Genomic DNA, 23,383 nt, shown 5'->3' with positions numbered 1-23,383 from the left:
GATAACAAGGGGCAGCGGTAACGCTGCCCCGTGTTCACGACGGATCGCCGGCGTCAGGTGGTGCCGAGCCAGAACCGCGTTTCGGTTTCCGCCCAGCCCTTGCCGATGCGGTTGCTCAGCCAGGTGTCGCTGCGCTTCAGACCCTTGTCCTTCTGGCCCTCTGGCGTGTTGCGCCAGGCCTGCCAGCGATACTGGCCGTAGATGCTGACGATGCGCGCGGCATAGGTCAGCGCCAGCTGCGAATCGCCCCTGATGATGACGAGGTTGTCGTCGTTCTTGGTGCTGGCGCGGTCGGAGAAATTGTGCGAGCCGGTCATGACCACCGCGTTCTTGCCGGCCGGATCCAGCACGATCACCTTGCTGTGCACGGCGATCATGAATTTGCCGGTGTTCTTGATCTCGTGCTCCCACCAGTCCGCGGTCTTGTCGATGCCGGCGGGCCGGATCACGTCGGCGATCTGCTTGCCCTTGAAGACCTGCTGCTGTCCGTCGCCGGCCAGGAGCTGCAGCTGATCCTTCGGGCTGTCCTTGCCCTGCGCCGGGAAATTGTTGAGCACCCCGCGCACATAAAGCTTCTTGTCCTGCGCCTTCTCCAGGATCGGGCCGAGCAGGCCCTTGTTGCCGGGATTGAGCATCAGGCACACCGCGCCATGCACGGTGTCCTCGATCATCTTGGTGGCTTCCTTGAGGTCGCCGCTCCTGGTGGTGGGCGTGAACCAGACGCTGAGCTTCGACTTGCCGATGGTGAAGGGCCATTCGTGATCGCCGGCCACGGCCAGCGCCTTCGGCGACTTGCTGCCGTCGGCGTAGATCGCTTTCCAATGGTCATGATAGGCCGCCGCGACCTTGTCGTCGGTGATCTCGAGCCCGTTGTTGTTCTGGGTGCACAGTCCGGTCCGGGTCCAGTTGGTGCTGCCGGTCCAGACCACCTTCGGCTTCTGCGCGCCGTCGCAGAACACCGCGAACTTGTTGTGGGCGTAACGGCTCGGCGCGATCTTGCGGCGAACGATGTCGACGCCGGCCTTCTTCAGCACGCCGGCGTTCTTTTCGGTGTCCTTGGCGGTGGCGTCGGACTTGCCTGTGCTGTTGCCGAGCACGACGTGCGCCTTGCCCTTCATCGCGGTCAGCGCGGCGATCAGCTCAGGGTCGTTGAGCTCGTAGAGCGCGAGATAGACGTCGCGCTTACTCTTCTTGGCTTCAGCCAACAGCGCCAGCAGGCGGGCGCCGAGCTGGCCCTTGAGGAAGTCACGGATCTTGTTGCCCTTGGTCGAGATCGCCTTCTCCAGGGTTTGCGCCGGCTTTTTGTCCTTGCCGATCGCGCGCGACAGCCATTGCGCCGAGATCGTGCCGCGGTTGAACCATGGCTTGAGCGGGCCCGACGGCATTGCGGAGACGTATTCGGTCCATGTCGCTGGCGCACTGTAGGCGGGCTTCACCTTGGTGGCGCCGTCCTTGAGAACCGGAACGACGCCATAGCGGACCGGCGCGTCGGTTGGCGCCAGGAAATCGGTCCAGTTGGTCTTCTGCACCGGCCATTCGGTGCTCGGCCGATGTTCGCCCGGCTTGTGATCCTGCGCCTGGTCCTCGAACCCGACCCAGGTGTCGACCACGGTTGCACTTTTGCCCTGCTGCTGACGATACAGCGCAAAGCCGAGGCAGTCCGGGATCATTGCCGCGACCTCCCAGACCACGAAGATGCCGTCGGTGGTCGGGAACGCCTGAATTGTGGAAATCATGGTGATGCCTCCAAATCGCGGCTGAGAAATATCCGGTCGACATGAACCTGGCGCGTCAACGTCGCCCGGCGATCCCTGAAGTCGCGTCGGATCGTTCCGGGCGTCGGGGCAGCTGATCTAGCAAGGAGAGTATGCCAGACAATCTACAACCTGGTCTGTCGGCAGGATCACAGATCGGTCACGTCGTGCGCACCCGTTGGGCCGCGATGCTGTGGGCCCGATCGCGGCTTCCTACAGCAACCGCACCGTGACCTTCGCCTTGCCCTTATGGTCGCCGTAGAACCATCCGCAGACCCAGGGCAGGCTGATGACGGCCTGGTTGACGTAGAGGAAGATCTCGCCGCTGCGATCGGCGGTGAAACGCGCCTTGTAGACCTGCGGGTCGGTGTTCGACACCGGCAGGGGGTCGAGAAAATACTCGTCGACGCCGGTCTCTCCGACCCGTGCGATCAGCCTGAACCATGGCCGGAACAGGATCCGCCGCAGGAAGATCGCGAAATAGCCGCGCAACTGCTTTGTGCCTTCGATGGTCGAGGTCCGGTATCCGATCGGCGTCACCGCGCGGCCGGCGTCCTCCCATGGCTCCGACATCGTGATCGCGATCTCGTATTTGAACCCGGTGCGGACCTTGAGGCCGGTCGGCGCACAGATGGCGCCGGTGTCGAAGTCGGCGGCATCCTGCGGGATGCCCTTGTCGACGGCGACAAGCTTGTCCGTTGCAGTGCCCTTGCAGAATGCCCCCGTCGAATCGGCGAGATTGAACAGGAAGTGGCTGACCAGCGTCACGCTGAACCAGACCAGCAGGGCCGTGAGCAGGAAAGGGACGACATGCCGCTTTCCGACATTGAGAATCCACTGATAGACCGCGCTGGTACGGAATCGATAGATCGCATCGTGCATGAACCCGGAGAGTGGCGTCGGCTTCGCGCGGTCACGCCAGATGATCCGCATCCTGTCGCTGATCGTCGCGCTGAGCGAACTGCCGGCACCCATCAGCACGATGACAGCAAGGATGCCGCCGGCGAACCATTCCGGATTGCCGGCGTACCAATCGGTCCACCAATGAAAGGAATCGGGCAGGAACGATTGAACGAAGCGCACCAGCTCCGAGATCATCCTGACAGGTGAGCTGAATTCGTGCTCCTTGTGCTGGTTATGGAACAGCCAGAACGCGGCCAGATGCAGCGACGCCGCCAGCGTGGCGAAGTAGGCGATCCGCCGCATCCAGACGTAGTTCCACAGCTTCTCCTGTGCGGCATAGCGCGCCGGTGCGCCCGCGGGCGTCTCAAACGTATTGGCGCCGAGCGGAGTGACCTGGCCGCTGCGCGACACGACCACGTAGTTCGGCGGAAGTCCGATCGGGGCATAGGCATTGGCGCCGCTGTCGATCCGCTCGAACACGCTCTCGTGGATCTTCGGCATCGGCACGCTGACGCCGGCATAGGGATCGTTGCAGAGGTCGGCGACCTTGCGCGGACCGTACCGGTAGTACGCGCCGAGGCCGGCCCGGGAATCGTAGAGGCGGCCATCCTTGTCCTCGGAGGACTTGATTGACTTGATCGCGTCAGGGTCGGCGATCGGTGCGCTCTTGAATGCGAGGCCGCGCTTGACGGCTTCGTCGACCAGCCAGGCCAGCGGCACGAATGCGACAGCGTCGTCCGGATAGCCGCCGCCGACATTGGCGTGCATGCCGACGAACCAGACCTGGACGAGGCGCTCGCCATCGATGCTGGTCGGCACGGCCGGTGCGGGCTGCCCCGGCTCTTGCTCGGTCCAGAGCACCGGATGAAAGGTCGTGCGCTCGTCGTCGAGCGCCAGCGCGTGTCGCGCGCACTTGACCTTCGGGCTTAGAATCCGGTTCGGTAGTTCGAGCGGCCACACCCAGTTGGAGATGCCGCGCGTCATCTCGTCGATCGGCAGGCCATAGGCCGCGACGGTGTCCCAGATGCCGATGAACTCGATCGCCGGCACCGGCTTCCGCGCGATCCTTGCATACGGCTTGTTGCCTCGAAGGCGATCCCACAGCGGCACAAGAACATAGTCACGCAGCGCGCGGAACAGCACCTCGATGCGCCAGATCGAGTGGTAGCCCTCGGCCCGGTATGCGCGATAGGCCTTCACCGCGCCGTCGTGCAGCTCGGATTCGGTGTCCGCGACGATCAGGCCCTGATCGAGGATGAGTGCGGCGAGCGTGCGCACGGTGAACGCGCCGCGGCTGAATCCGAACAGGTAGACCTTCGAATCGTTCTCGTGGTCGTAGTTCCGGCAGATGAACTTGTAGGCGTCGAGGATGTTGCGCTTGAGGCCGTAGCCGAAGGCGCCGCCGAGGATGGCCAGCGGAATGAATTTCGACGTGCCGACGCCGTCATCATACTTGGCGGCCTGCGTATTGCCCTGCAAATCCAGCGACTGAAATATCCGCCAGACATTGGTGCGCCAGACGCTGGAAGCGGCGTTGCCGGTGCCGTCGGACAGAATAATGATCTTCGGACTCGGCATTAAAGGATACTCGCTGAAACGAATGAAGCGGATGGCGCAGCGTAGCAGGGACCGGATCGATTGCTACCTTTGATCGTTCTTTAAACATTCCATGCCGCGATAGGTGTGAACTGGCGCACAAAGCGTCACGTGGTCGCGGCCATGTGAGAGGTGACCGCTTTCGCGCTGCTGCGAAAAGGCCTAGCCTGATAACGGCGCAATTCATTGATGAGGCACAGCCATGCGCAGCCACGTCAGAAAATTTGCCCATGTCCTAGAGCGCTTCGGCCTTGCTTTGGCGGGAGCTGCAAGCGGTCTGTTTGTCGCCATCCATGTCGGCTCGAGCGTCTCGGCGCTGACCTCGCAGGCGTTCCTGCTCATCATGATGCTGGGCGGCGCGATCGGCTTCTATCTCGGCATCGATACGCCCCCCAAGCTGTTCCATCCGAAGGATACGGCCTCGATGCGCAAGATCGACGCGGCGGAGCTGCTCGGCGCGATCGGGACCTTCCTCGCGACAATGGTTGCGTTCTTCTCGGTTGGCGTCGTCGTGCTGCGCAGCGAGCCGGACATCGGCTGGACCGCGGCCATCATGGCGGGCTGGGTGCTCGGCGTTGCCATGCAGATCGTCGGCGGCACGATCGCGCGGGCGCGCGCGTGAAGCGTCGGAGTGGCGTTGGACGAGGCTGGTTTGCTGGCTCGGGATCGGTCGTGTTGCAGGGGGGATGGTCTGAACGCAAGTCCTGTGTCGGCCGTCACCGCTACGCCGGGACACCGCAAAGGCCTACGCCAAGCCGGATCAGCTGCTACTGCGCCTCCCTCATCGGTTCGCGACCTTGACCGCCTTGAACGTCTCCTGCTCGACGCTGTAGAGCTCGCCGCCGACCTTCTCGACCCTGCGAATGTAGATGTCGTGGACGACTTCGCGCGTCTTCGGGTCGATCGACATCGGGCCACGCGGGCTTTCCCAGGCCATGCCCTTCATGGCTTCGACCAACGCATCGCCATTGGTCTTGCCGCCGGTCACCTTCAGCGCCTCGTAAATCAGATGCATGCCGTCATAGGCGCTGACGCTGATGAAGTTCGGTCGAACATTCGCGTTGGCCTTGCGAAACGCCGCGACATAGTCGCGGTTCAGCTCGGATGGATGCGCGGCGGAGTAGAACCCCGCCGTGATCATGCCGATCATCGCATCGCTCATGCCCGGCAGGTCCTCGTCGTCGGCGATGTCGCCGGGGCCGATCAGCTTGATCCCGCTCTTGTCGAGCCCGCGCTCCACGAACTGCTTGGCCAGGATACCGGCCTGGCTTGTCGGGACAAAAATGAACAGAGTGTCGGGATTGCCATCCCGCGCGCGCTGCAGGAACGGCGCGAAATCGGGGTTGGCCAGCGGCACTTTCAGCGCTTCGACGATCGTTCCACCTGCCGCGGTGAAGCTCGCCGAAAATACGCCGGCGGCTTCGCGCCCGGGTGCCCAGTCGGATGCGATGATGGTGGCCCGTTTCGATCCGTTTCTCGCCGCCCAATCCGCCAGCACGCTGGCCTGCTGCGCGTGCGTCCAGCTGGTGCGCACGAAGTAAGGCGACCGTTCGGTCACGATCGAAGTGCCCGATACCATCACGACGGTTGCCGTCTTGCTCTCATTGGCCAGCGGCGCGAGCGCCAGCACGCTCGGCGTCAACCCGCCGCCGAGGATCGCCACCCCGTCGTTGACGATCAGCTCCTGCGCAATGCGCTTGGCATTGTCGGGCACGCTGGCGTCGTCCCGGACGATCAATTCGACCTTGCGGCCGGCGACCATGTCGCCGTGCTGCGCCATGTAGAGCCGCGCCCCGGCGACCCCCTGCTTGCCGACCGGCCCCAGAACGCCGGTCAATGGCATCACCAGCCCGACCCTTACGACGTCCTGCGCCTGGGTGAGTCCCGGTCGCACCGCCGCAAGCGACAGAACAGCCCCGACCAACATGGCAAACCGGGTGCTCGACATGGCCAACCTCCCGCGAGCCCGGAATGATGCCGGGCCGGTTCGCGACTATCGGCTTCGCGCCAGGGAAGTCCTGATGAAGAAGTGACAGAACGGCGAATTTGCTGCTAAATTTTCCCGTTTGGTGCCGTCTGTGGGCATGGAGTGACCTCTATGGACCCGGCGACTGATTCCGTTTTGATATTTGATTCCTTTGAGCTTGATCTCGCCCGCGGCGTAGCCCGCGTGGATGGCGTCGATCTCGATCTCAGGCCGAAATCATTCGCGGTGCTCGGCTATCTCGCCAGCAATGCCGGGCGGTTGGCATCCAAGCAGGATCTGCACGAGGCGGTCTGGGGTAACGTCGCGGTTTCCGACGACTCGCTCGTCCAGTGCATCCGCGAGCTGCGCCTGAAGCTGCGCGATGATGACCACCGCATCATCAAGACGGTGTCTCGCCGCGGCTATCGTCTCGATGCCAGGCCGCTGCCGCCGCCGCACGATCATGGATCGCAGAACGTCTCGCGCCGAACGTCCGCTCCACGCGGCATCGCGGCACGCTTGGCCGCACTTCCCCGATGGTCGCTGATCGCCGGCCTGTCGGTGATCGCCTTCGCATCATTCGCATCCGCGCCGCCGATCGCCAACGGGATGTGGCATCCTCTGGCCGAATTGGCGCACTGGCTTGTGCCGCAGGATCACGGCATCGTGCCGGAGCAGGATGTCGAGCGGATCACCGCGCTGGCCGCCGAGAAGCAGCTGCCGCTTCCCGCCTATCGCGTTCGCGCGCCGGCAAGTGACGTACCGGACAATGTCCGCCGCTTTCTCGGCGTGTGGGTGAGCGCCGAGGGTTGGATCAATTCGCACCGCCAATTCATGATGATCGTCACCAATGTCGATCGGGATGGTGTCGCGACCGGCTATCTCGTGAACGGCCCGGCGATGCCGCACAGCCGTGTACCCGGGCCCGGCTTTTCCGGTGGCTTCACCGGATATGTCCTCGACGACGTCTTGCGCTATGACGGCAATACCGGACTGCATTCCGCCTCCATCACCGCGGATGGGCGGATCGAGTTCAAGCTCGTCTTCCGCGAGGGAGGTACCGGTGTCGTGTTCCTCGAACCGCTCTGGACCCTTGCCCACCCGGGCCCCATTGCACGCAGTCAAACCTGATCGAAGCGCACCCGGTGTGATTACGCGCGCCGCGAAACACCGAGCCCCGCCAGATGCGTGTCGACGAACTGCGCGAGGCGCTCGCGCAGCATCTCAGGCGGGACCGCGACCATGCGCTCTTCGAGGCCGAGCGAGATGATGCCGTGGACCGCGGAGAACATCGTCCGCGACAGCAACGCGACATCGTCGGGATCGCGATCGGACAGCAGCCGGAGCAGCGGCGCATGCATCAGCGCGAACGCGTCCATCACCATCGTGAGGATGTCTTTCGGAAACGGCCGGTCGTCCTCCATCCGGTGCTCGAACAGCGAGCGCAGCAGATTGGCGTGCTCGGTGGCGAAGCCGAGATAGGCGTCGGCAAGTCCGTGCAGCTGGCGCAGGGGATCGTCGGCCGGGACCGCCTTGAGCCGCGTGGTCAGGGCGTGAACGGTCTCCCGGTTCACCGTCAGGATCAACCCGTCGAAGTCGCCGAACTCATTATAGACACTGCCGATGGAGCAGCCGGCGGCCTCGGCGACATCGCGAACCTTGAGTGATCTCAAGCCTTTAGTGGCGATTGACCGACGCGCGATCTCGATCAGCAGAGCCCGCCGCTGAAGTTTTTTTCGGTCTCGTCGCGATTCTTCTTGAACAATGTTCATTTTCGCACTACTAATTTGAGCGTTGCTCAAATTGGTATAGGAGGCCACTCAGATGCAGACCCTAGCACTTCAATTGACCGCCACCCTTGTCGATGACGCGATCGAGCTCGTGAAGGGCTTCGGCCGCGCCGTCCTCACGCTGGCGACCGCGCCGATCGAGCGGATCGCCCGCGCCTGCGACGTCGCAGGCGTCCTGGAGCAGCGGCGCGCGGATCGGCGCGCGCCGCGCCAGGCGGCTGCGAGCGGAGGCCGCTGCAAGCCGCGCAACTGCCGATGGTCACCGTTCGGCGGCTTGAGTGAACTGACCTGAAGCACGCGGCCCGCAATTGTCGGCGAAACCTCAACAAAGCGCTCACCATGTCCCCTGCGAGCCTATCCGGCGTCGATCAACCCCAGGTCTGGATAAGGTCTCGTACATCTCTGGCGGGCAATGTCGCGACGTCCCGGTTCGCCCGATTTTGCGCGCCTTCGAACCGATAAGTTGCGGAAAAGACTAAAGGCTGCGGCATCCCCGTCATTTTCTCCACGCTCACCATTCTCCGCCACCCGAATTCGCAGACCTGCCAGCGCCGTGCGCGCTAACCCAAGGAACCGGTCATGATCAAGGAATTGATGACGTCCCGCCGCTTCGCGCCGCTGTTCTGGTCGCAGTTTTGCTCGGCGTTGAACGACAACGTGCTGAAGAACGCGCTCGTCATCATGCTGCTGTATGGCGTCGCCAACGAGCAGGGGCCGGCGCTGGTCCAGCTCGCGGGGGCGGTGTTCATCGCTCCGTTCTTCGTGCTCTCGGCGCTCGGCGGCGAGCTCGCCGACCGCTACATCAAATCCGTCGTCGCCCGCCGGCTGAAGTTCTTCGAGATCTTCGCCGCGGCCTTTGCCGCCGCCGGCTTCTTCACCCATTCGATCCCGCTGCTGTTCATCGCGCTGGCGCTGTTCGGCATCGTCGCGGCGCTGTTCGGTCCGGTGAAATATGCCGTTCTGCCCGACCAGCTGTCGGTGTCTGAACTCGCGACCGGCAACGCGCTGGTCGAGGGCGCAACCTTCATGGCGATCCTGATCGGCACCATTGCGGGTGGCATGTTCGTCGCCGGCGCCAGCCACATGGGCTGGATCTGCGCCGCCGTGGTCGGCCTGTCGGTGCTGTCCTGGGCGTTTGCATCGCGCATCCCGGTGACGCAGCCGTCGGCGCCCGATCTGCCGATCACAAAAAATCCCTGGACCTCGACCGTGCGCCTGTTGAAGTCGCTCTATGCCGAGCCGCGGCTGTGGGACGGCATGGTGATCGTGTCCTGGTTCTGGATGGTCGGTGCGATCGTGCTGTCGCTGCTGCCTGCGCTGATCAAGGAAGGCGTCGGCGGTACCGAGGGCGTGGTCACGCTGTGCCTCGCCGTGTTCGCGATCGGCATCGCCGCCGGCTCGCTGTTCGCCGCGCAGCTGAGCCATGTCCGCCCGAACCTCGCGCTGGTGCCGATCGGCGCCATCGTGATGGGCGTGGTCGGCCTCGACCTCGCCTGGGCGATCGCCACCACCTCGCTCGGCAAGGATGTCACCGCGGTTGCGTTCGCGACCTCGTTCGGCGGCTTCCGCATGCTGGCCGACTTCTTCCTGTTCGCCTTCGGCGGCGGCCTGTTCGTGGTGCCGTCGTTCGCTGCCGTGCAGGCCTGGACCGCGCCGTCCGAGCGCGCCCGCATCATCGCCGCAGGCAACATTTTGCAGGCCGGCTTCATGGTCGCCGGCGCGGTGTTCGTCGGCGCCCTGCAATATATCGGCCTGCCGATCGCCTGGATTTTCTTCGGCCTCGCCGTCGCGAGCTTCGGCACCGTCTGGTTCGTGCTGAGCAAGTGGGGCAAGGAGGGCGTGCGCGACTTCGGCGCGCTGCTGTTCCGGGCGCTGTTCCGTGTCGAGGTGCGTGGCATGGAGAACCTGCCGCCATCGGGCACGCGGATGCTGATCGCGCCCAACCATGTCAGCCTGGTCGATGGCCCGCTGCTGCACGCCACCTTGCCGATCGATGCGAGCTTCGCGGTCGACACCGGCATCTCCAAGGCGTGGTGGGCCAAGCCGTTCCTGAAGATGATCAAGCATTACACGATGGACCCGACCAAGCCGCTGGCCGCGCGCGACCTGATCAAGCTGGTCGCCGCCGGCGAGCCGGTGGTGATCTTCCCGGAAGGGCGCATCACGGTCTCGGGTTCGTTGATGAAGGTCTATGACGGCACCGCAATGATCGCCGACAAGGCCGATGCGGTCGTCGTCCCGGTCCGCATCGAGGGCGCGCAGCGTTCGCATCTCAGCTATCTCAAGAATGGCGAGATCAAGCGCTCCTGGTTCCCCAAGGTGACGATCTCGATCCTGCCGCCGGTGAAGCTGCCGGTCGACCAGTCGCTGAAGGGCAAGGCGCGCCGCAATGCCGCCGGTGCCGCGCTGCAGGACGTGATGATCAACGCCATGGTCCAGAACGCGATGCTCGACCACACGCTGTTCGAGGGCCTCGGCCACGCCTATCGCGACCGCGATACCGGCAAGCCGATCATCGAGGACGCGCTCGGCACCAAGCTGACCTATCGCAAGCTGATCCTCGGCGCCCAGGTGCTGAGCCGCAAGCTCGAGCAGGGCACCGCGGTCGGCGAGAATGTCGGGGTGCTGCTGCCGAACTCGGCCGGCGTTGCCGTCGTGTTCATGGCGCTGCAGACCATCGGCCGCGTGCCGGCGATGCTCAACTTCTCGGCAGGTCCAGTCAATGTGCTGGCGGCGATGAAGGCGGCGCAGGTGAAGACCGTGCTGACCTCGCAGGCCTTCATCGAGAAGGGCAAGCTCGACAAGCTGATCGCGGCGCTCGCCGGCCAGGCGCGCGTCGTCTATCTCGAGGATGTCAGGGCCGGCATCGGCCTCGCCGACAAGGTCGCGGGCTTCCGCGCCGGCATCGCGCCGCGCGTCGCCCGCAAGGCCAACGATCCCGCGGTCATCCTGTTTACCTCGGGCTCGGAAGGCACACCGAAGGGCGTCGTGCTGTCCCATCGCAACATCCTCGCCAACGCGGCGCAGGCGCTGGCACGGGTCGATGCCAATGCCAACGACAAGGTGTTCAACGTGCTGCCGGTGTTCCACTCGTTCGGTTTGACCGGCGGCATGATGATGCCGATCCTCGGCGGCATCCCGATCTTCATGTATCCGTCGCCGCTGCATTACCGCATCGTGCCCGAGCTGATCTACCAGACCGGCGCGACGATCCTGTTCGGCACCGACACCTTCCTCACCGGCTATGCCCGCTCGGCGCATGCCTATGACTTCCGCACGCTGCGGCTCGTCATCGCCGGTGCGGAGGCGGTGAAGGAGCGCACGCGGCAGATCTACATGGAGCGCTACGGCATCCGCATCCTCGAGGGCTACGGCGTCACCGAGACCGCGCCGGTGCTGGCGATGAACACGCCGATGGCCAACCGTCAGGGCACCGTCGGCCGGATCTCGCCGCTGATGCAGTACCGTCTCGATCCGGTCCCCGGCATCGAGGAAGGCGGCCGGCTGTCGGTGAAGGGCCCGAACGTCATGCTCGGCTATCTCCGCGCCGAGAATCCCGGCGTGCTCGAGCCGCTGCCCGAGGGCTGGCACGACACCGGCGACATCGTCACGGTCGACGCGCAGGGCTTCATCGCGATCAAGGGTCGTGCCAAGCGCTTCGCCAAGATCGCCGGCGAGATGGTCTCGCTGTCGGCGGTGGAGGCGATCGCGGCTGCGATCTGGCCGCAGGCGATGTCGGTTGCGGTCACGCTGCCCGATCAGCGCAAGGGCGAACGCATCGTGCTGCTCACTACGCAGAAGGACGCCGACCGCGCCGCGATGCAGCGCCAGGCCAAGAGCGTCGGCGCCTCCGAGCTCGCGGTGCCGGCCGATATCCGCGTCATCGACAAGGTGCCGCTGCTCGGCACCGGCAAGACCGACTATGTCGGCGCCACTGCATTGGCCAAGGAAATAGCAGCGGAACTCGCCGCGGCGCCTGCGCCGCAGGTCGAGCACGCCGGCGATGAGGGCGAGGCCGAGCCGGCGCGGCTGGCGCAACACGTTGCATGAGGCTTGGCATGATGGTTGTGCTTTTCGGGACCATGTTGTCAGATAGACGGCAACTGCTCCCGAGAAAGCACGATCATGCTGGACAAACTGAACCCGGCTACGGAGGACGCGCCTGAACTTGCCGCCGAGCAATGGATCGGCGCGCTGGATGCGGCGCTCGCGAGCCGCTCCATGGAGGCTCTATCCGCATTGCTTGCGCCGGAGAGCCACTGGCGCAATATCTTCGGCATCTCCTGGCAATTTGCGACCTTCAGCGGGCGGCAGCGCGTCGTTGCCGAACTGCTTGCGCGCGCTGAAGCGGCCGGCGCGCGCGGATTTCGTCTCGATGCCCGTGCCTTGATACCGCGGCGGGTCGTGGTGGCCGGACGCGAGGTGATTGAGGCCGTCTTCACCTTCGACACGTCCAATGGTCCCGGCAGCGGCGCGGTCCGCCTGCTGCATGAGAGGGGCGGAAATTCCGCGGCGTGGACGTTCTCCACGATGCTCGACTTCAACCGCATCTGCGAGGCGCGCACCGATCGCGCCGCCGAGCAATCCCACGCGCGCGATTTCGCCGCACCCGACTGGCTGGAGCAGCGGCAGGCCTCGCGCGCCTATGCCGACCGCGAGCCCGACGTGCTTGTTGTCGGCGGCGGCCATGCCGGTATCGCGGCCGCGGTCGAGTGCAAGCGGATCGGGCTCGATGCCCTGATCGTCGATCGCGAGCGGCGTATCGGCGACAATTGGCGGCTGCGCTATCGCGGGCTCAAGCTGCACAACAAGACGCCGGTCAATCTGTTTCGCTACCTCCCGTTCCCGCCGAGCTTTCCGGACTACATCCCGAAGGACAAGATCGCGAACTGGCTGGAGAGCTATGTCGACATCATGGAGCTCGACTTCTGGACCGAGACCTCGTTCGAGGGCGCGCGCTATGACGATACGACGCAGCGCTGGACCGTGACGCTGCAAGGGACCAGCGGCCCGCGCACGCTGCATCCGAAGCACATCGTGCTCGCGACCAGCGTCAGCGGCACGCCGAACATTCCCAGGATCGACGGCATCGGGAATTTCGAGGGGAAGGTGCTGCACTCCAGCGCCTTCGCGGCCGGGCGCGAATGGGCGGGGCGTTCGGTCGTCGTGTTTGGCACCGGCACCAGCGCGCATGACATCTGCCAGGAGCTGCACGCCGCCGGTGCCGACGTCACCATGGTGCAGCGCAGCCCGACCATGGTAGTCAATGTCGAGCCCGCGCAGCTCTACGACAAGACCTATCTCGGCGACGGACCGGCGATCGAGGTGCGCGACATCCTCAATTCCGGCGTGCCGCTCCCGGTGATGAAGATCGCGCACAGGATCATCACCGACGAGGTCAAGCGGCTCGATGCGTCGTTGCTGTCGCGGCTGGAGCGCGCCGGCTTCCGGCTCGAGTTCGGCGAGGACGGCACCGGCTGGCCGCTGAAGTTCCGCTCCCGCGGCGGCGGCTATTACTTCAATGTCGGCTGCTCCGAATTGATCGCCGACGGCAAGATCCGCCTGATCCAGGCCGCCGACATCGCCGATATCACCGCCGCCGGCCTTGCGCTGAAGGACGGCACGTCGCTCGCCGCCGAGCTGTTCGTGCTCGCCACCGGCTACAAGGGCCCGGACCATCTGGTCGGCAGGTTGTTCGGCGAGGACGTCGCCGCCCGCGTCGGCCGCGTCTGGGGCTTCGACGAGGCGACCCAGGAGCTGCGCAACATGTGGACGCGCACGCCGCAGCCCGGCCTCTGGTTCGCCGGCGGCGCGTTCTCGCAGGCCCGCATCTACAGCCGCTTCATCGCGCTGCAGATCGCAGCGATCGAGGCCGGCGCGCTTTCCAAGCAACTCACCTGAACTCCACGCACTCGCACAAGGACTCCCATGCCGCTTCCGCTCGATCCCGTCATTGAGAAGATCATCCCGCTGCTGCCGCTGCGCGATCCCGAAACCATGACGCCGCAGAGCTGTCGCGATTCGCTGCGGGCGCTGGCCGAGGCGCGCAAGGCGGTGCCGCCGCCGCCGGTCGACGTGGCCCGCGATATCGAGGTCGCTGGCGCCGCCGGCAAGCTCGGCGCGCGGCTCTATCGGAGCGGCCGCGGCACGGCGCCGACCGTGATCTTTTTCCACGGCGGCGGCTGGGTCGCCGGCGATCTCGAGACGCATGATCGCCAGGCCCGCAACCTCGTGATCGACACCGGCGCGGTCGTGATCTCGGTCGATTACCGCCGCCCGCCGGAAACCCGCTTTCCCGGCGCGTTCGAGGATGCGTTCGCCGCGATCCGCGACGTGGTCGCGCGGATCGACGAATTCGGCGGCGACCTTTCCCGCGTCGGCGTCGCCGGCGATTCCGCCGGCGGCAATCTCGCCGCCACGTCAGCGCTCGCCTGCCGCGACGCCGGCATCAGGCTCGCCGGGCAATTGCTGGTCTATCCCGTCACCGATGTCGTCGGCAATTTTGCCGATGCCGCCGAGAACGCCAAATTTCCGTCGCGCGCCGAGAATGCGGACGGCTACTTCCTGACCCGGGCGACGATGCAGTGGTTCTGCGGGCACTATCTCGCCGACAAGGCCGAGGGCGCCGACTGGCGCGTCTCGCCGCTGCGCGCGAAGAGCCTTGCGGGTGTGGCACCGGCGGTCGTCACCACAGCCTGGTTCGACCCGCTGCGCGACGAGGGCCATGCCTACGCCGAGGCGTTGCAGGCGGCCGGCGTGCCGGTGACCTATCATTCCGGCGAGGGGCTGATTCACGGCTATTTTGGTCTCGGCGACGCCTCGGAGGCCGCACGCGCCGAGGCGCAGCGCGCGCGGGCGGATTTTCGGGCGTTGCTGGAGCGGGGCGTCTAAGCTCCCGTCGTCCCGGCCTTTGTTTGCGAACGGACTCTAACCTCCTCGTCGTCCCGGCGGAGGCCGGGACCCATAACCACCGCAGCCTGTTGTTGCAGCGGGCTGCGGCCCCAGCGTCGCGCCACTCCATCCAGTCGGGGTAATGGGTCCCGGCCTTCGCCGGGACGACGACGTGGATGGATTTGCGTTCAACAACCCCTCAATCATTCCCGATCGTGTCGCCGAACAGCTGCCAGGTCTCGCCGTTGAACTTCTGCAGCCGCATCGCTTCGACCGGGAAGTAGTCGGTCGGCGAGGTCTTCACCTTGATGCCGGGCAGGAACATCGGCAGCGCGACGTCGAGATTGGCGGCCTGCTTCATGATGTTCTCATGGGTGAGGTCGTCGCCGCACTGCTTCAGCACCTGCACCGTCGCCTCCGCCACCACATAGCCGTAGACGATCAGCTGGTCCTGCAGATTGCCGTCCGGAAAATACTTCTTCATGAAGTCCTGCCACGCGATCACGTCCGGATCCGACTTCCACTGCGGATCGTTCGGATCCTTCAGCGAGTAGGACGAGATGATGTCCCTGGAATATTCGAAGCCGGCCGGCTTCAGCACCGAGGACACCGAGGTCGAGGTCGCCGCGAGGAAGAACAGGTCGGGCTTCCAGCCGATCTCGCCGATCTTCTTGATCGCCTGCGCCGCCTGCTTGGGGATCGCGTGCATGAACAGCACGTTGGCGCCGGATGATTTCAGCTTCACGATCTGGCTGTCGACCGTCGGATCGGTCGATTCATAGGTCGTTTCCGCCACCACCATCTTCGCGGTGTTCTCCGGCCCGAGCCCCTTCTTGAAGCCGTTGCCGTAATCCTTGCCGGCGTCGTCGTTCTGGTAGAACAGCGCGATCTTGGCGTCCGGCTTGTTGGTCAGGACATACTTGGCGTAGACCGCGGTCTCGGCCTGGTACGACGGCTGGAAGCCGATCGTCCACGGATAATGCGCGTAGTCGCCCCACAACGTGGCGCCGGCGCCGACGAACAGCTGCGGCACCTTCTTGTCGTTGAGATATTTGCGCACGGCCAGGCCGGTCGGCGTGCCCAGCGGATTGAGGATCGCGGCGACCTCCTCCTGCTCGACGAGCTTGCGGGTCTGCTCCACCGTCTTCGGCGGCGAGTAGCCGTCGTCGAGCGTGATCAGGTTGATCTTGCGCCCGTTCACGCCGCCCTGGTCGTTGATCATCCTGAAGTAGGCGGCCTGCGTCTTCGCGATCACGCTGTAGGCCGACGCCGCGCCGGAGAATGGCGAGGTCTGTCCGAGTTTGATCTCGGTGTCGCTGGCGCCCGTGCCATATTTCTTTTCGGCGGCGTGAACCTGTGTCGCGAGCGCAAGCGCGACTGTTGCCGCAATGGCCTTCCAGATCATCGTGAGCCTCCCTGTGGCTTTTTGTTTTGTTCGCGAGGGAGAGCTTACGTGAGCGGCCGCACGTTGGGCTTGTGGTGAGACGCCGGGGCAGGGATGCGAAAATGCGGCTGGTGCTATAGCGGCACGGTGTAACCACCAGCGTCGTCCCGGCGAAGGCCGGGACCCATTACCCCAACTGCTTATTTGGAGCGACGCTGGGGCAACATTCCGCGTAACGGCAAACTTTAGTGATAATGGGTCCTCGCCCCCGTGCGCAATTGCGCACTCGGCCGGGACGACGATGATGAGAGAGTCGCGCCTCAGCGCACCCGCACGCTGCCGGTCGTGACCGGATCGGTCGGCAGCACGGTGGCGCCGGCTCTGCTGGCGGCGGCAGAGGTGATCATGCCGGGCTCGGCCGCGGCCTGCACATTGCGGGGCGGGTTGAATTCGAGGATGACGAGGGCGGCCGTGGCGAGCACCGCCACGGCGGCGGTTGCAATCGCAGGCACCAGTCTTCCGCGCGGATCGGCTGCGCGAACTTGCATCGAGCAATTCCTTTATCGGGGTCGTTCTTTGGACGTGACATAGGAACGGCCAGGCTTCTTCCCAAGAGTGCGGCGCACATGCCTCACAATCAGTTGTGCTGGCCGTGATGTCTCTCACGGTCTTCGAGACGATGCGGCGTACCGCGTCGAATCGCATTCGTGTCGGACGGCTTGTTTGCACACTAATATCTGGAAGAGATCGTGGCGTTTTGCATGCGCCTCATGCGCTCGTGATTGATCGCGTGAGGTTGTGATTAACGCCCGCCTTCGCCAAGGCTGCGGCGCGACAAGCCCACGCGAGAAGCCGCTTTTGCCTTTATTTATAGGCTTTCTTTGTGGGTCGGGCGCGCGCGTTAAGCGTTTCTTCACGCGCTCTCGATGGATCAAGCAGAAGATTCGTGTGATGTGCGCGTGATGGAGGAGATGACACCGCTGTCATTGGCAGCAGCTGTCAGCGAACTGTCGCAACCCATGGTGACGCCGTCATTGCGAGAAGCGAAGCGACGACTTGTCCGCCGAAGCCTTGGCGAAGCGACGAAGCAATCCATCTCTCCTTACGCAGAGCAATGGATGATTTTACTTCGGTCGTCATTGCGCAAAGAAGATTCCACTTCGCCGTCGGGCCTCGATCGCGGTCTCATTTCAATTCTATTGCTTTGATACCAAGTCGACGAAATGCACTGATGCGTCGCTTGACACGAGAGCCCGCGTGTCCCCTTCCCAAATTGGTCCAGCGTTCACGCATGAATGTGCGACGCATGCAACCAGAGCGACCATCTCGGTAGCCAGTTTGTTGGCCAAGCAAAAACGGCCGGGTCATCCGACCCGGCCGTTCAAAACTCACCGCGAATTCCGCTCTCGCAGTCTCGCTCAGCTCGCCTTCTTCACCGGGGCCGGCTTGCCGACCTTCTTCTCGATCGCGCGCTTCAGGTCGAGGGCGCGGGGCGAGAGCACGTCGGCCTTGGCCTTGAGCAGATAGGCGTCGAGGCCGCCATTGTGGTCGACGCTCTTCAGCGCATTGGTCGAGACGCGCAGGCGCACGTTGCGGCCGAGCGCTTCGGAGATGAAGGTGATGTTGGCCAGGTTCGGCAGGAAGCGCCGCTTGGTCTTGATGTTCGAGTGGCTCACCTTGTGGCCCGTCTGGGGGCCCTTGGCCGTCAGTTCGCAGCGCCGGGACATCTTACAAAATCCTTATTGCATCCCCGCCTCTCTGCCAGGCGTGCAATCACACGGCCCGCGCGGGGGTTTTGAATTCGCGTCCATTTTCCAGGAACTGCGGGTGTATAGGGGGAGAATACCCGAGCGTCAAGATTATATCGCCGCATGGCGGTACCGGAGAATGCCGGTTCATAAGCCGTTCCAGCCACTTAACGGCTCATATGGCAACCATATAAAGGGCGTATTCGGCTGCAAGTCTAGGTTCCATAAGAGATGCGCGGGTTGTCCGGCCGAATTGAACGCCGAAATGGACAACGGATAGAGCGCCGATAGCAGGACCGTCAGGTAGGTTAAGTGACCACCGCCATTGCCATTTTGCCCCCGCTCGGCCGGCTGCTCGGCCTGTGCGCGGGCGCATTGCTGCTGTTCTGCGCCGAGCGCGCCAGCGCGCAGGGGCGGCTTGACGCCCAGTATGAGGCGACGCTCGCCGGTATCCCGGTCGGCAAGGGCAGTTGGACCATCGAAGTCGGCGACGACAGCTTCTCGGCCTCGGCCCAAGGCGGCACCGCGGGCCTTCTGAAAGCGTTTTCCGGCGGCTCTGGCGCGGGCGCCTCGCAGGGCCGCGTCGTCAACGGCGCGCTGGCCGCCACCTCCTACACCGCGACCACCACCACCTCGAAGAAGTCGGAGACGATCCGGATGGTGCTGGCCAATGGCGGCATCAAGGAATCCGCGATCGAGCCGGAGCCGCCGGTCGATCCCGACCGCCTGCCGGTGACCGATGCACAGAAGAAGAACGTGTTCGATCCGATGACCGGCTCGTTCCTGCGCGCGCCCGGCAATGCCGAATTGATGAGCCCGGATATTTGCCGCAGCGGCGCCGGCATCTTTGACGGCCGCATGCGCTACGACCTCAAGCTCGATTTCAAGCGGGTCGAGATCGTCAAGGCCGAGCGCGGCTATCATGGCCCGGCGCTGGTCTGCGCGCTCTATTTCGTGCCGATCTCGGGCTACATCCCGGATCGCCCGGTGATCAAATATCTCGCCGCCCAGCGCAACATCGAGATCGCCTTCGTGCCGATCGCCGGCACCCGCCTTCTGGTGCCGTTCCGCATGACGATCCCGACCCCGCTCGGCCAGGCCATGCTGGAAGCCACCTCGTTCGTCACCACGGCCGCGCCGCCGCGCGTGGCGAAGACGCAGTAAGTCGCACCGTCATTCCGGGGCGATGCGGCAGCATCGAACCCGGAATCTCGAGATTCCGGGTTCGCGCTACGCGCGCCCCGGAATGACAGACAGAGGTAGGCGCGGACCAGCAACAAATGTCACCGGAATCCAGTTGACTCTTGTCCGCTTCTGATTCGACTCGCCAGCCCCTGGAACTTAAGGAATTCAGTCCGCATATCCTGTGCTTGTGGAGCCCTCTCAAACTTGATCTAGTGCCGCCGCCGTCAGCCTACCCGAGATGTTGCGGTGAACGTATCAGGTCCCAAATCGAGTCAGCGATTCGGCCGCGATTCGTTCTAGAGTCGTTCCAGAGCTTAAGGTAGGCGCGGAAAGCGTCGCATTGTGAGACAGATTTTGTGAAAAGGACGCGTGAAGGAGTGAAGACCAGAGCGTCAATCCCTCACCGTCACCCTGAGGAGGCCGTGCAGCGGCCCTCTCGAAGGGCGACGGCCCTGCTGTCTCATCAAGATCGCCGCAAACGGGTCGATCTCGGCCGTGCATCCTTCGAGACGCGCTGACGCGCTGCTCATAGGTACAACGGCGAATTCGCCGTTGTACCGGGGATGACGGATCAGAGAGCGCCCCAACAATTCAAGAAACACCTGCAAAATATGGTTTTCTCAACTTCGTTCGGAAATGACCGCGTGCCCGGTGCAGGCGTCACCGCGGTGCTCGGGCCGACCAACACCGGCAAGACGCATCTGGCCATCGAGCGTATGCTGGCGCATTCGTCGGGCCTGATCGGGCTGCCGCTGCGGCTCTTGGCGCGCGAGGTCTACAACAAGATCGCGGATCGTGCCGGCGTCGATAACGTCGCGCTGGTCACGGGCGAGGAGAAGATCAAGCCGAAGGCGCCGCGCTTCTGGGTCTCGACCGTGGAAGCGATGCCGCGCGATCTCGATGTATCCTTTCTCGCGGTCGACGAGATCCAGATCGCGGCCGATCTCGAGCGCGGGCATGTGTTCACCGATCGCATCCTCAACCGCCGCGGCCGCGACGAGACGCTGCTGCTGGGCGCGGCGACCATGCGGCCGATGATCGAGCGGCTGTTGCCGGGTGCCTCGATCATCACGCGGCCGCGGCTCTCGCAACTCGAATTCGCCGGCGACCGCAAGATCACGCGGCAGCCGCGCAGAACGGCAATCGTCGCGTTCTCCGCCGACGAAGTCTACGCGATCGCCGAATTGATCCGCCGCCAGCATGGCGGCGCGGCCGTGGTGCTGGGCTCGCTCTCGCCACGCACGCGCAATGCCCAGGTCGCGATGTTCCAGAACGGCGACGTAGATTATCTCGTCGCCACCGACGCGGTCGGCATGGGGCTCAATCTCGACGTCGATCACGTCGCCTTCGCCTCCGACCGCAAGTATGACGGCTATCAGTTCCGCCGCCTGACGCCGGTCGAATTCGCGCAGATCGCGGGCCGCGCCGGGCGCGCGACGCGTAACGGCACCTTCGGCACCACCGGGCGCTGCGCGCCGTTCGAGCCGGAGCTCGTCAACGCGCTGCAGAACCACACCTTCGATGCCGTCAAGGTGCTGCAATGGCGCAACGCGAAGTTGGACTTCGCCTCGCTCGGCGCGTTGCAGGTGTCGCTGGCGCTGTCGCCCAATCATGAGGCACTGACGCGGGCCCCGGTGGCCGAGGACCTGCGCGTGCTCGAGCATGTTGCGCGCGACGCCGAGGTGCGCAATCTCGCGCATGGGGCGGCCGCGGTGGAGCGGCTGTGGGAGGCCTGCCAGGTTCCGGACTACCGGAAGCTGTCGCCGGCCGCCCATGCCGAACTCGTGACCACGCTGTATGGCTTCCTGATGCAAAAGGGGCGTATCCCTGACGCATGGTTTGCCGCCCAGGTCGACCAGGCCAACCGGACCGACGGCGATATCGACACGCTATCGGGCCGGATCGCGCAGATCAGGACCTGGACCTTTGTTGCCAACCGGCCGGACTGGCTCTACGACCCGGACCACTGGCAGGGGATCACGCGCGAGCTCGAAAATAAATTATCCGATGCGCTGCATGAACGGCTCACGGAGCGTTTCGTTGACAGGCGGACCAGTGTATTGATGCGCCGCCTGCGGGAGAACTCAGTTTTGAATACGGAAATTGGCAAGACCGGTGAAGTGATCGTGGAAGGCCACGTGATCGGCCGGCTCGATGGTTTCACCTTCGCACCTGATGCGGCCGAGGCCGGCAGCGACGCCAAGGCGCTGCAAGCCGCCGCCCAGCAGGTGCTGGCGCGCGAGATCGATGCGCGCGCCGAGAAGCTGGGCGCCGCCCCCGACGAGCAGTTCGTGCTGACCTCCGACGGCACCATCCGCTGGACCGGCGATGCGGTCGCCAAGCTGGTGGCCGCCGAGGACGCGCTGCATCCGCGGCTGCGCATCATCTCCGACGAGCGGCTGACCGGCGCCTCGCGCGAAGCGGTGCAGACCCGGCTCGACCTCTGGCTCAAGACGCATATCGAAAAGCTGCTCGGGCCGCTGTTCGAACTGTCCAAGGCCGAGGATCTGCAGGGCATCGCCCGCGGCATCGCCTTCCAGCTGGTCGAGGCGCTCGGCGTGCTCGAACGCGCGAAGATCGCGGCCGAGATGAAGGATCTCGACCAACCCTCGCGCGCGGCCCTGCGCAAATACGGCGTGCGGTTCGGCGCCTACCACATCTATTTCCCGCAGCTCTTGAAGCCCGCGGCACGCTCGCTGGCCTCGCTGCTGTGGGCCGAGAAGCAGAGCAATGCCGACATGGCGGCATTGTCGAATGTGCAGCATCTCGCCTCCAGCGGCCGCACCTCGTTCCCGGTCGACAAGGCGTTGCCGCGCGATGCCTATCGCGTACTCGGCTATCGCCAGTGCGGCGAGCGCGCGGTGCGCGTCGACATCCTGGAGCGGCTCGCCGACCTGATCCGCCCCGCTTTGGCCTGGCGCGAGACCTCGCCGGGCGAGAAGCCTGCGGGTGCGTTCGACGGCCGCGGCTTTGTCGTGACGCAGGCGATGACCTCGCTGACCGGCTCCGCAGGCGAGGATTTTGCCTCGATCCTGCGCGCGCTCGGCTACCGCATGGACCGCCGTCCGCCGCTGCCGCCGAAGCCCGTCGAGGCCGCGCCGGCCGAGGCCACCGAGGCCGTCGCCGAGACCACGGAGACCGTGGCCGGGACCACCGAGACGGTCGCCGCCGAGACGCCGCCGGTCGAGGCCACCTCTGAGGCCGCCGTGGATGCGCCGGTCGGTGCCACCGCCGAGGTTGTGGCCGAAGCGCCCGAGGCTGCCCCGGATCAGCCGGTGTCGGGCGATCCCGCACCGTCGGCCGCGCTGCTGCCCGATGTCGGCTTTGCCGAGGTGGTGTCCAGCGAGGCTACGCCGGTCGTCGTCGAGACCAAGCCCGAGCCCGTGGCAGAAGTTGCCGCGGAGCCCGCCGCGGTCGCCGAAGAGCCCGCTGCTGAGGCGCCCGCTTCGGAAGTATCCGAGCCCGCGCCTGCCGTGGAAGCCACTGCAGAGACACCCTCCGAGACCGCCACTGAGGCGGCCGCGGAGACCGCGAGTGCCGAGGCAGCACCGAATGAAGCCGCCGCCGCGGAGACGCCGGCCGAGCCGCAGCTGGTCGAAGTCTGGCGTCCCGGCGGCCGCTCCGACGAGCGCCGTCCGCATCATCGCGGCCACGATCGCAACCGCGGCCGTCACCAGGGCAAGCCCGCCGAGGGCGCGCAGGCCGCTGAAGGCGGCGGCGAGGGCGACAGCAAGCGCGAACAGCATCGCCGTCCGCGCCGTCACCAGGATTTCCGCGCGCCGCGTCCAGGCGCGCCCGCGGATCCGGCTGCGGCGCCCGCCGAGGGCGCGCAGGCCCGCGACAACAGGGACGACAAGGGCCAGCGCCGCGAACGCTTCGAAGGCAAGGGTCGCGATCGCGACAATGAGCGTCGCCGCGACAACAAGTTTGGCGGCGACCGCAAGGGCGAGCGCGGCGATCGTGACCGCGGCGGCCGCGATTTCGGCAAGGGCGGCCGCGACAAGCGCGAGGGCGGCCCGTCGCATCGGCCCTACGCCTCGAGCGCGCCGCGCGAGCGCGACCGGCCGATCGATCCGAATTCGCCATTCGCCAAGCTCGCTGCCCTGAAAGAGCAGCTCGCAGGCCGGAAGGAATAGTCCAACCCTTAGTTTAACGCTTGGTCTAGT

General features: G+C 65.1%; 16 protein-coding genes. 9 read left to right on the top strand and 7 right to left on the bottom strand.

The genetic code is table 11. The annotated features are described in order from the left end of the window. Positions 1 to 53 precede the first annotated feature (53 nt). Together Q2M23_RS13755 and Q2M23_RS13750 are read right to left on the bottom strand one after the other, a co-directional pair. The gene (locus tag Q2M23_RS13755) at positions 54 to 1,736 is read right to left on the bottom strand and encodes a phospholipase D-like domain-containing protein (RefSeq protein ID WP_316395878.1); all 1,683 of its coding nucleotides are present in this window, start codon (positions 1,734 to 1,736) and stop codon (positions 54 to 56) included. Positions 1,737 to 1,967: 231 nt separating this feature from the next. After that, a complete protein-coding gene (locus tag Q2M23_RS13750; protein ID WP_316395877.1) occupies positions 1,968 to 4,235 on the bottom strand; it encodes a DUF2235 domain-containing protein in 2,268 nt (755 codons plus the stop codon). 220 nt (positions 4,236 to 4,455) lie between these two features. Here Q2M23_RS13750 and Q2M23_RS13745 point away from each other — a divergent pair, with 220 nt between their 5' ends. Then, entirely contained in the window at positions 4,456 to 4,875 is a 420-nt protein-coding gene (locus Q2M23_RS13745) for a hypothetical protein (RefSeq protein WP_028343281.1), read from the top strand. Between the two features lie 159 nt (positions 4,876 to 5,034). Here the strand turns inward: Q2M23_RS13745 and Q2M23_RS13740 are convergent, their stop codons facing one another. After that, a complete protein-coding gene (locus Q2M23_RS13740) occupies positions 5,035 to 6,201 on the bottom strand; it encodes an ABC transporter substrate-binding protein (RefSeq protein ID WP_316395876.1) in 1,167 nt (388 codons plus the stop codon). A gap of 150 nt (positions 6,202 to 6,351) precedes the next feature. Between Q2M23_RS13740 and Q2M23_RS13735 the strand changes: the two genes are divergently transcribed. Continuing rightward, on the top strand, positions 6,352 to 7,350 hold the full coding sequence (locus Q2M23_RS13735; protein ID WP_316395875.1) for a transcriptional regulator: 999 nt from the start codon (positions 6,352 to 6,354) through the stop codon (positions 7,348 to 7,350). Between the two features lie 20 nt (positions 7,351 to 7,370). Here Q2M23_RS13735 and Q2M23_RS13730 read toward each other — a convergent pair whose 3' ends face one another. After that, positions 7,371 to 7,991: a TetR/AcrR family transcriptional regulator gene (locus Q2M23_RS13730; RefSeq protein WP_316395874.1), complete on the bottom strand. Its 621-nt coding sequence runs from the start codon at positions 7,989 to 7,991 to the stop codon at positions 7,371 to 7,373. 52 nt (positions 7,992 to 8,043) lie between these two features. On the opposite strand from Q2M23_RS13730, the gene Q2M23_RS13725 reads away from it, so the two are divergent. The 4 genes from Q2M23_RS13725 (at position 8,044) to Q2M23_RS13710 (ending at position 14,900) form a co-directional block, all read left to right on the top strand. Next, entirely contained in the window at positions 8,044 to 8,301 is a 258-nt protein-coding gene (locus tag Q2M23_RS13725) for a hypothetical protein (RefSeq protein ID WP_057015528.1), read from the top strand. Between the two features lie 287 nt (positions 8,302 to 8,588). After that, positions 8,589 to 12,059 (top strand): acyl-[ACP]--phospholipid O-acyltransferase, encoded by a 3,471-nt coding sequence (locus Q2M23_RS13720; RefSeq protein ID WP_316395873.1) that lies wholly within the window; start codon positions 8,589 to 8,591, stop codon positions 12,057 to 12,059. Positions 12,060 to 12,134: 75 nt separating this feature from the next. Continuing rightward, positions 12,135 to 13,910 (top strand): NAD(P)/FAD-dependent oxidoreductase, encoded by a 1,776-nt coding sequence (locus Q2M23_RS13715; protein ID WP_316395872.1) that lies wholly within the window; start codon positions 12,135 to 12,137, stop codon positions 13,908 to 13,910. Positions 13,911 to 13,937: 27 nt separating this feature from the next. Continuing rightward, on the top strand, positions 13,938 to 14,900 hold the full coding sequence (locus Q2M23_RS13710; protein ID WP_316395871.1) for an alpha/beta hydrolase: 963 nt from the start codon (positions 13,938 to 13,940) through the stop codon (positions 14,898 to 14,900). Between the two features lie 199 nt (positions 14,901 to 15,099). Here the strand turns inward: Q2M23_RS13710 and Q2M23_RS13705 are convergent, their stop codons facing one another. Together Q2M23_RS13705 and Q2M23_RS13700 are read right to left on the bottom strand one after the other, a co-directional pair. Continuing rightward, positions 15,100 to 16,305 (bottom strand): ABC transporter substrate-binding protein, encoded by a 1,206-nt coding sequence (locus Q2M23_RS13705; RefSeq protein WP_253638062.1) that lies wholly within the window; start codon positions 16,303 to 16,305, stop codon positions 15,100 to 15,102. Between the two features lie 299 nt (positions 16,306 to 16,604). Next, on the bottom strand, positions 16,605 to 16,832 hold the full coding sequence (locus Q2M23_RS13700; RefSeq protein ID WP_028336196.1) for a hypothetical protein: 228 nt from the start codon (positions 16,830 to 16,832) through the stop codon (positions 16,605 to 16,607). 378 nt (positions 16,833 to 17,210) lie between these two features. Here Q2M23_RS13700 and Q2M23_RS13695 point away from each other — a divergent pair, with 378 nt between their 5' ends. Then, a complete protein-coding gene (locus Q2M23_RS13695) occupies positions 17,211 to 17,492 on the top strand; it encodes a hypothetical protein (RefSeq protein WP_141341019.1) in 282 nt (93 codons plus the stop codon). 210 nt (positions 17,493 to 17,702) lie between these two features. On the opposite strand, the gene rpmB is transcribed toward Q2M23_RS13695, so the two are convergent. Further along, positions 17,703 to 18,011, bottom strand: coding sequence for a 50S ribosomal protein L28 (gene rpmB, locus Q2M23_RS13690; protein WP_028341882.1), 309 nt, complete (start codon positions 18,009 to 18,011; stop codon positions 17,703 to 17,705). Positions 18,012 to 18,365: 354 nt separating this feature from the next. On the opposite strand from rpmB, the gene Q2M23_RS13685 reads away from it, so the two are divergent. Next, positions 18,366 to 19,196, top strand: a complete 831-nt coding sequence (locus tag Q2M23_RS13685; RefSeq protein ID WP_076824790.1) for a DUF3108 domain-containing protein — start codon at positions 18,366 to 18,368, stop codon at positions 19,194 to 19,196. 632 nt (positions 19,197 to 19,828) lie between these two features. Further along, the gene (locus tag Q2M23_RS13680; protein ID WP_316395870.1) at positions 19,829 to 23,353 is read left to right on the top strand and encodes a helicase-related protein; all 3,525 of its coding nucleotides are present in this window, start codon (positions 19,829 to 19,831) and stop codon (positions 23,351 to 23,353) included. Positions 23,354 to 23,383: the final 30 nt, after the last annotated feature.

The sequence above is a fragment of the Bradyrhizobium sp. 33ap4 genome (genome assembly GCF_032654765.1).
GTDB classification, from domain to species: domain Bacteria; phylum Pseudomonadota; class Alphaproteobacteria; order Rhizobiales; family Xanthobacteraceae; genus Bradyrhizobium; species Bradyrhizobium australafricanum.
This window is presented reverse-complemented; position numbering and strand designations above follow the sequence as displayed.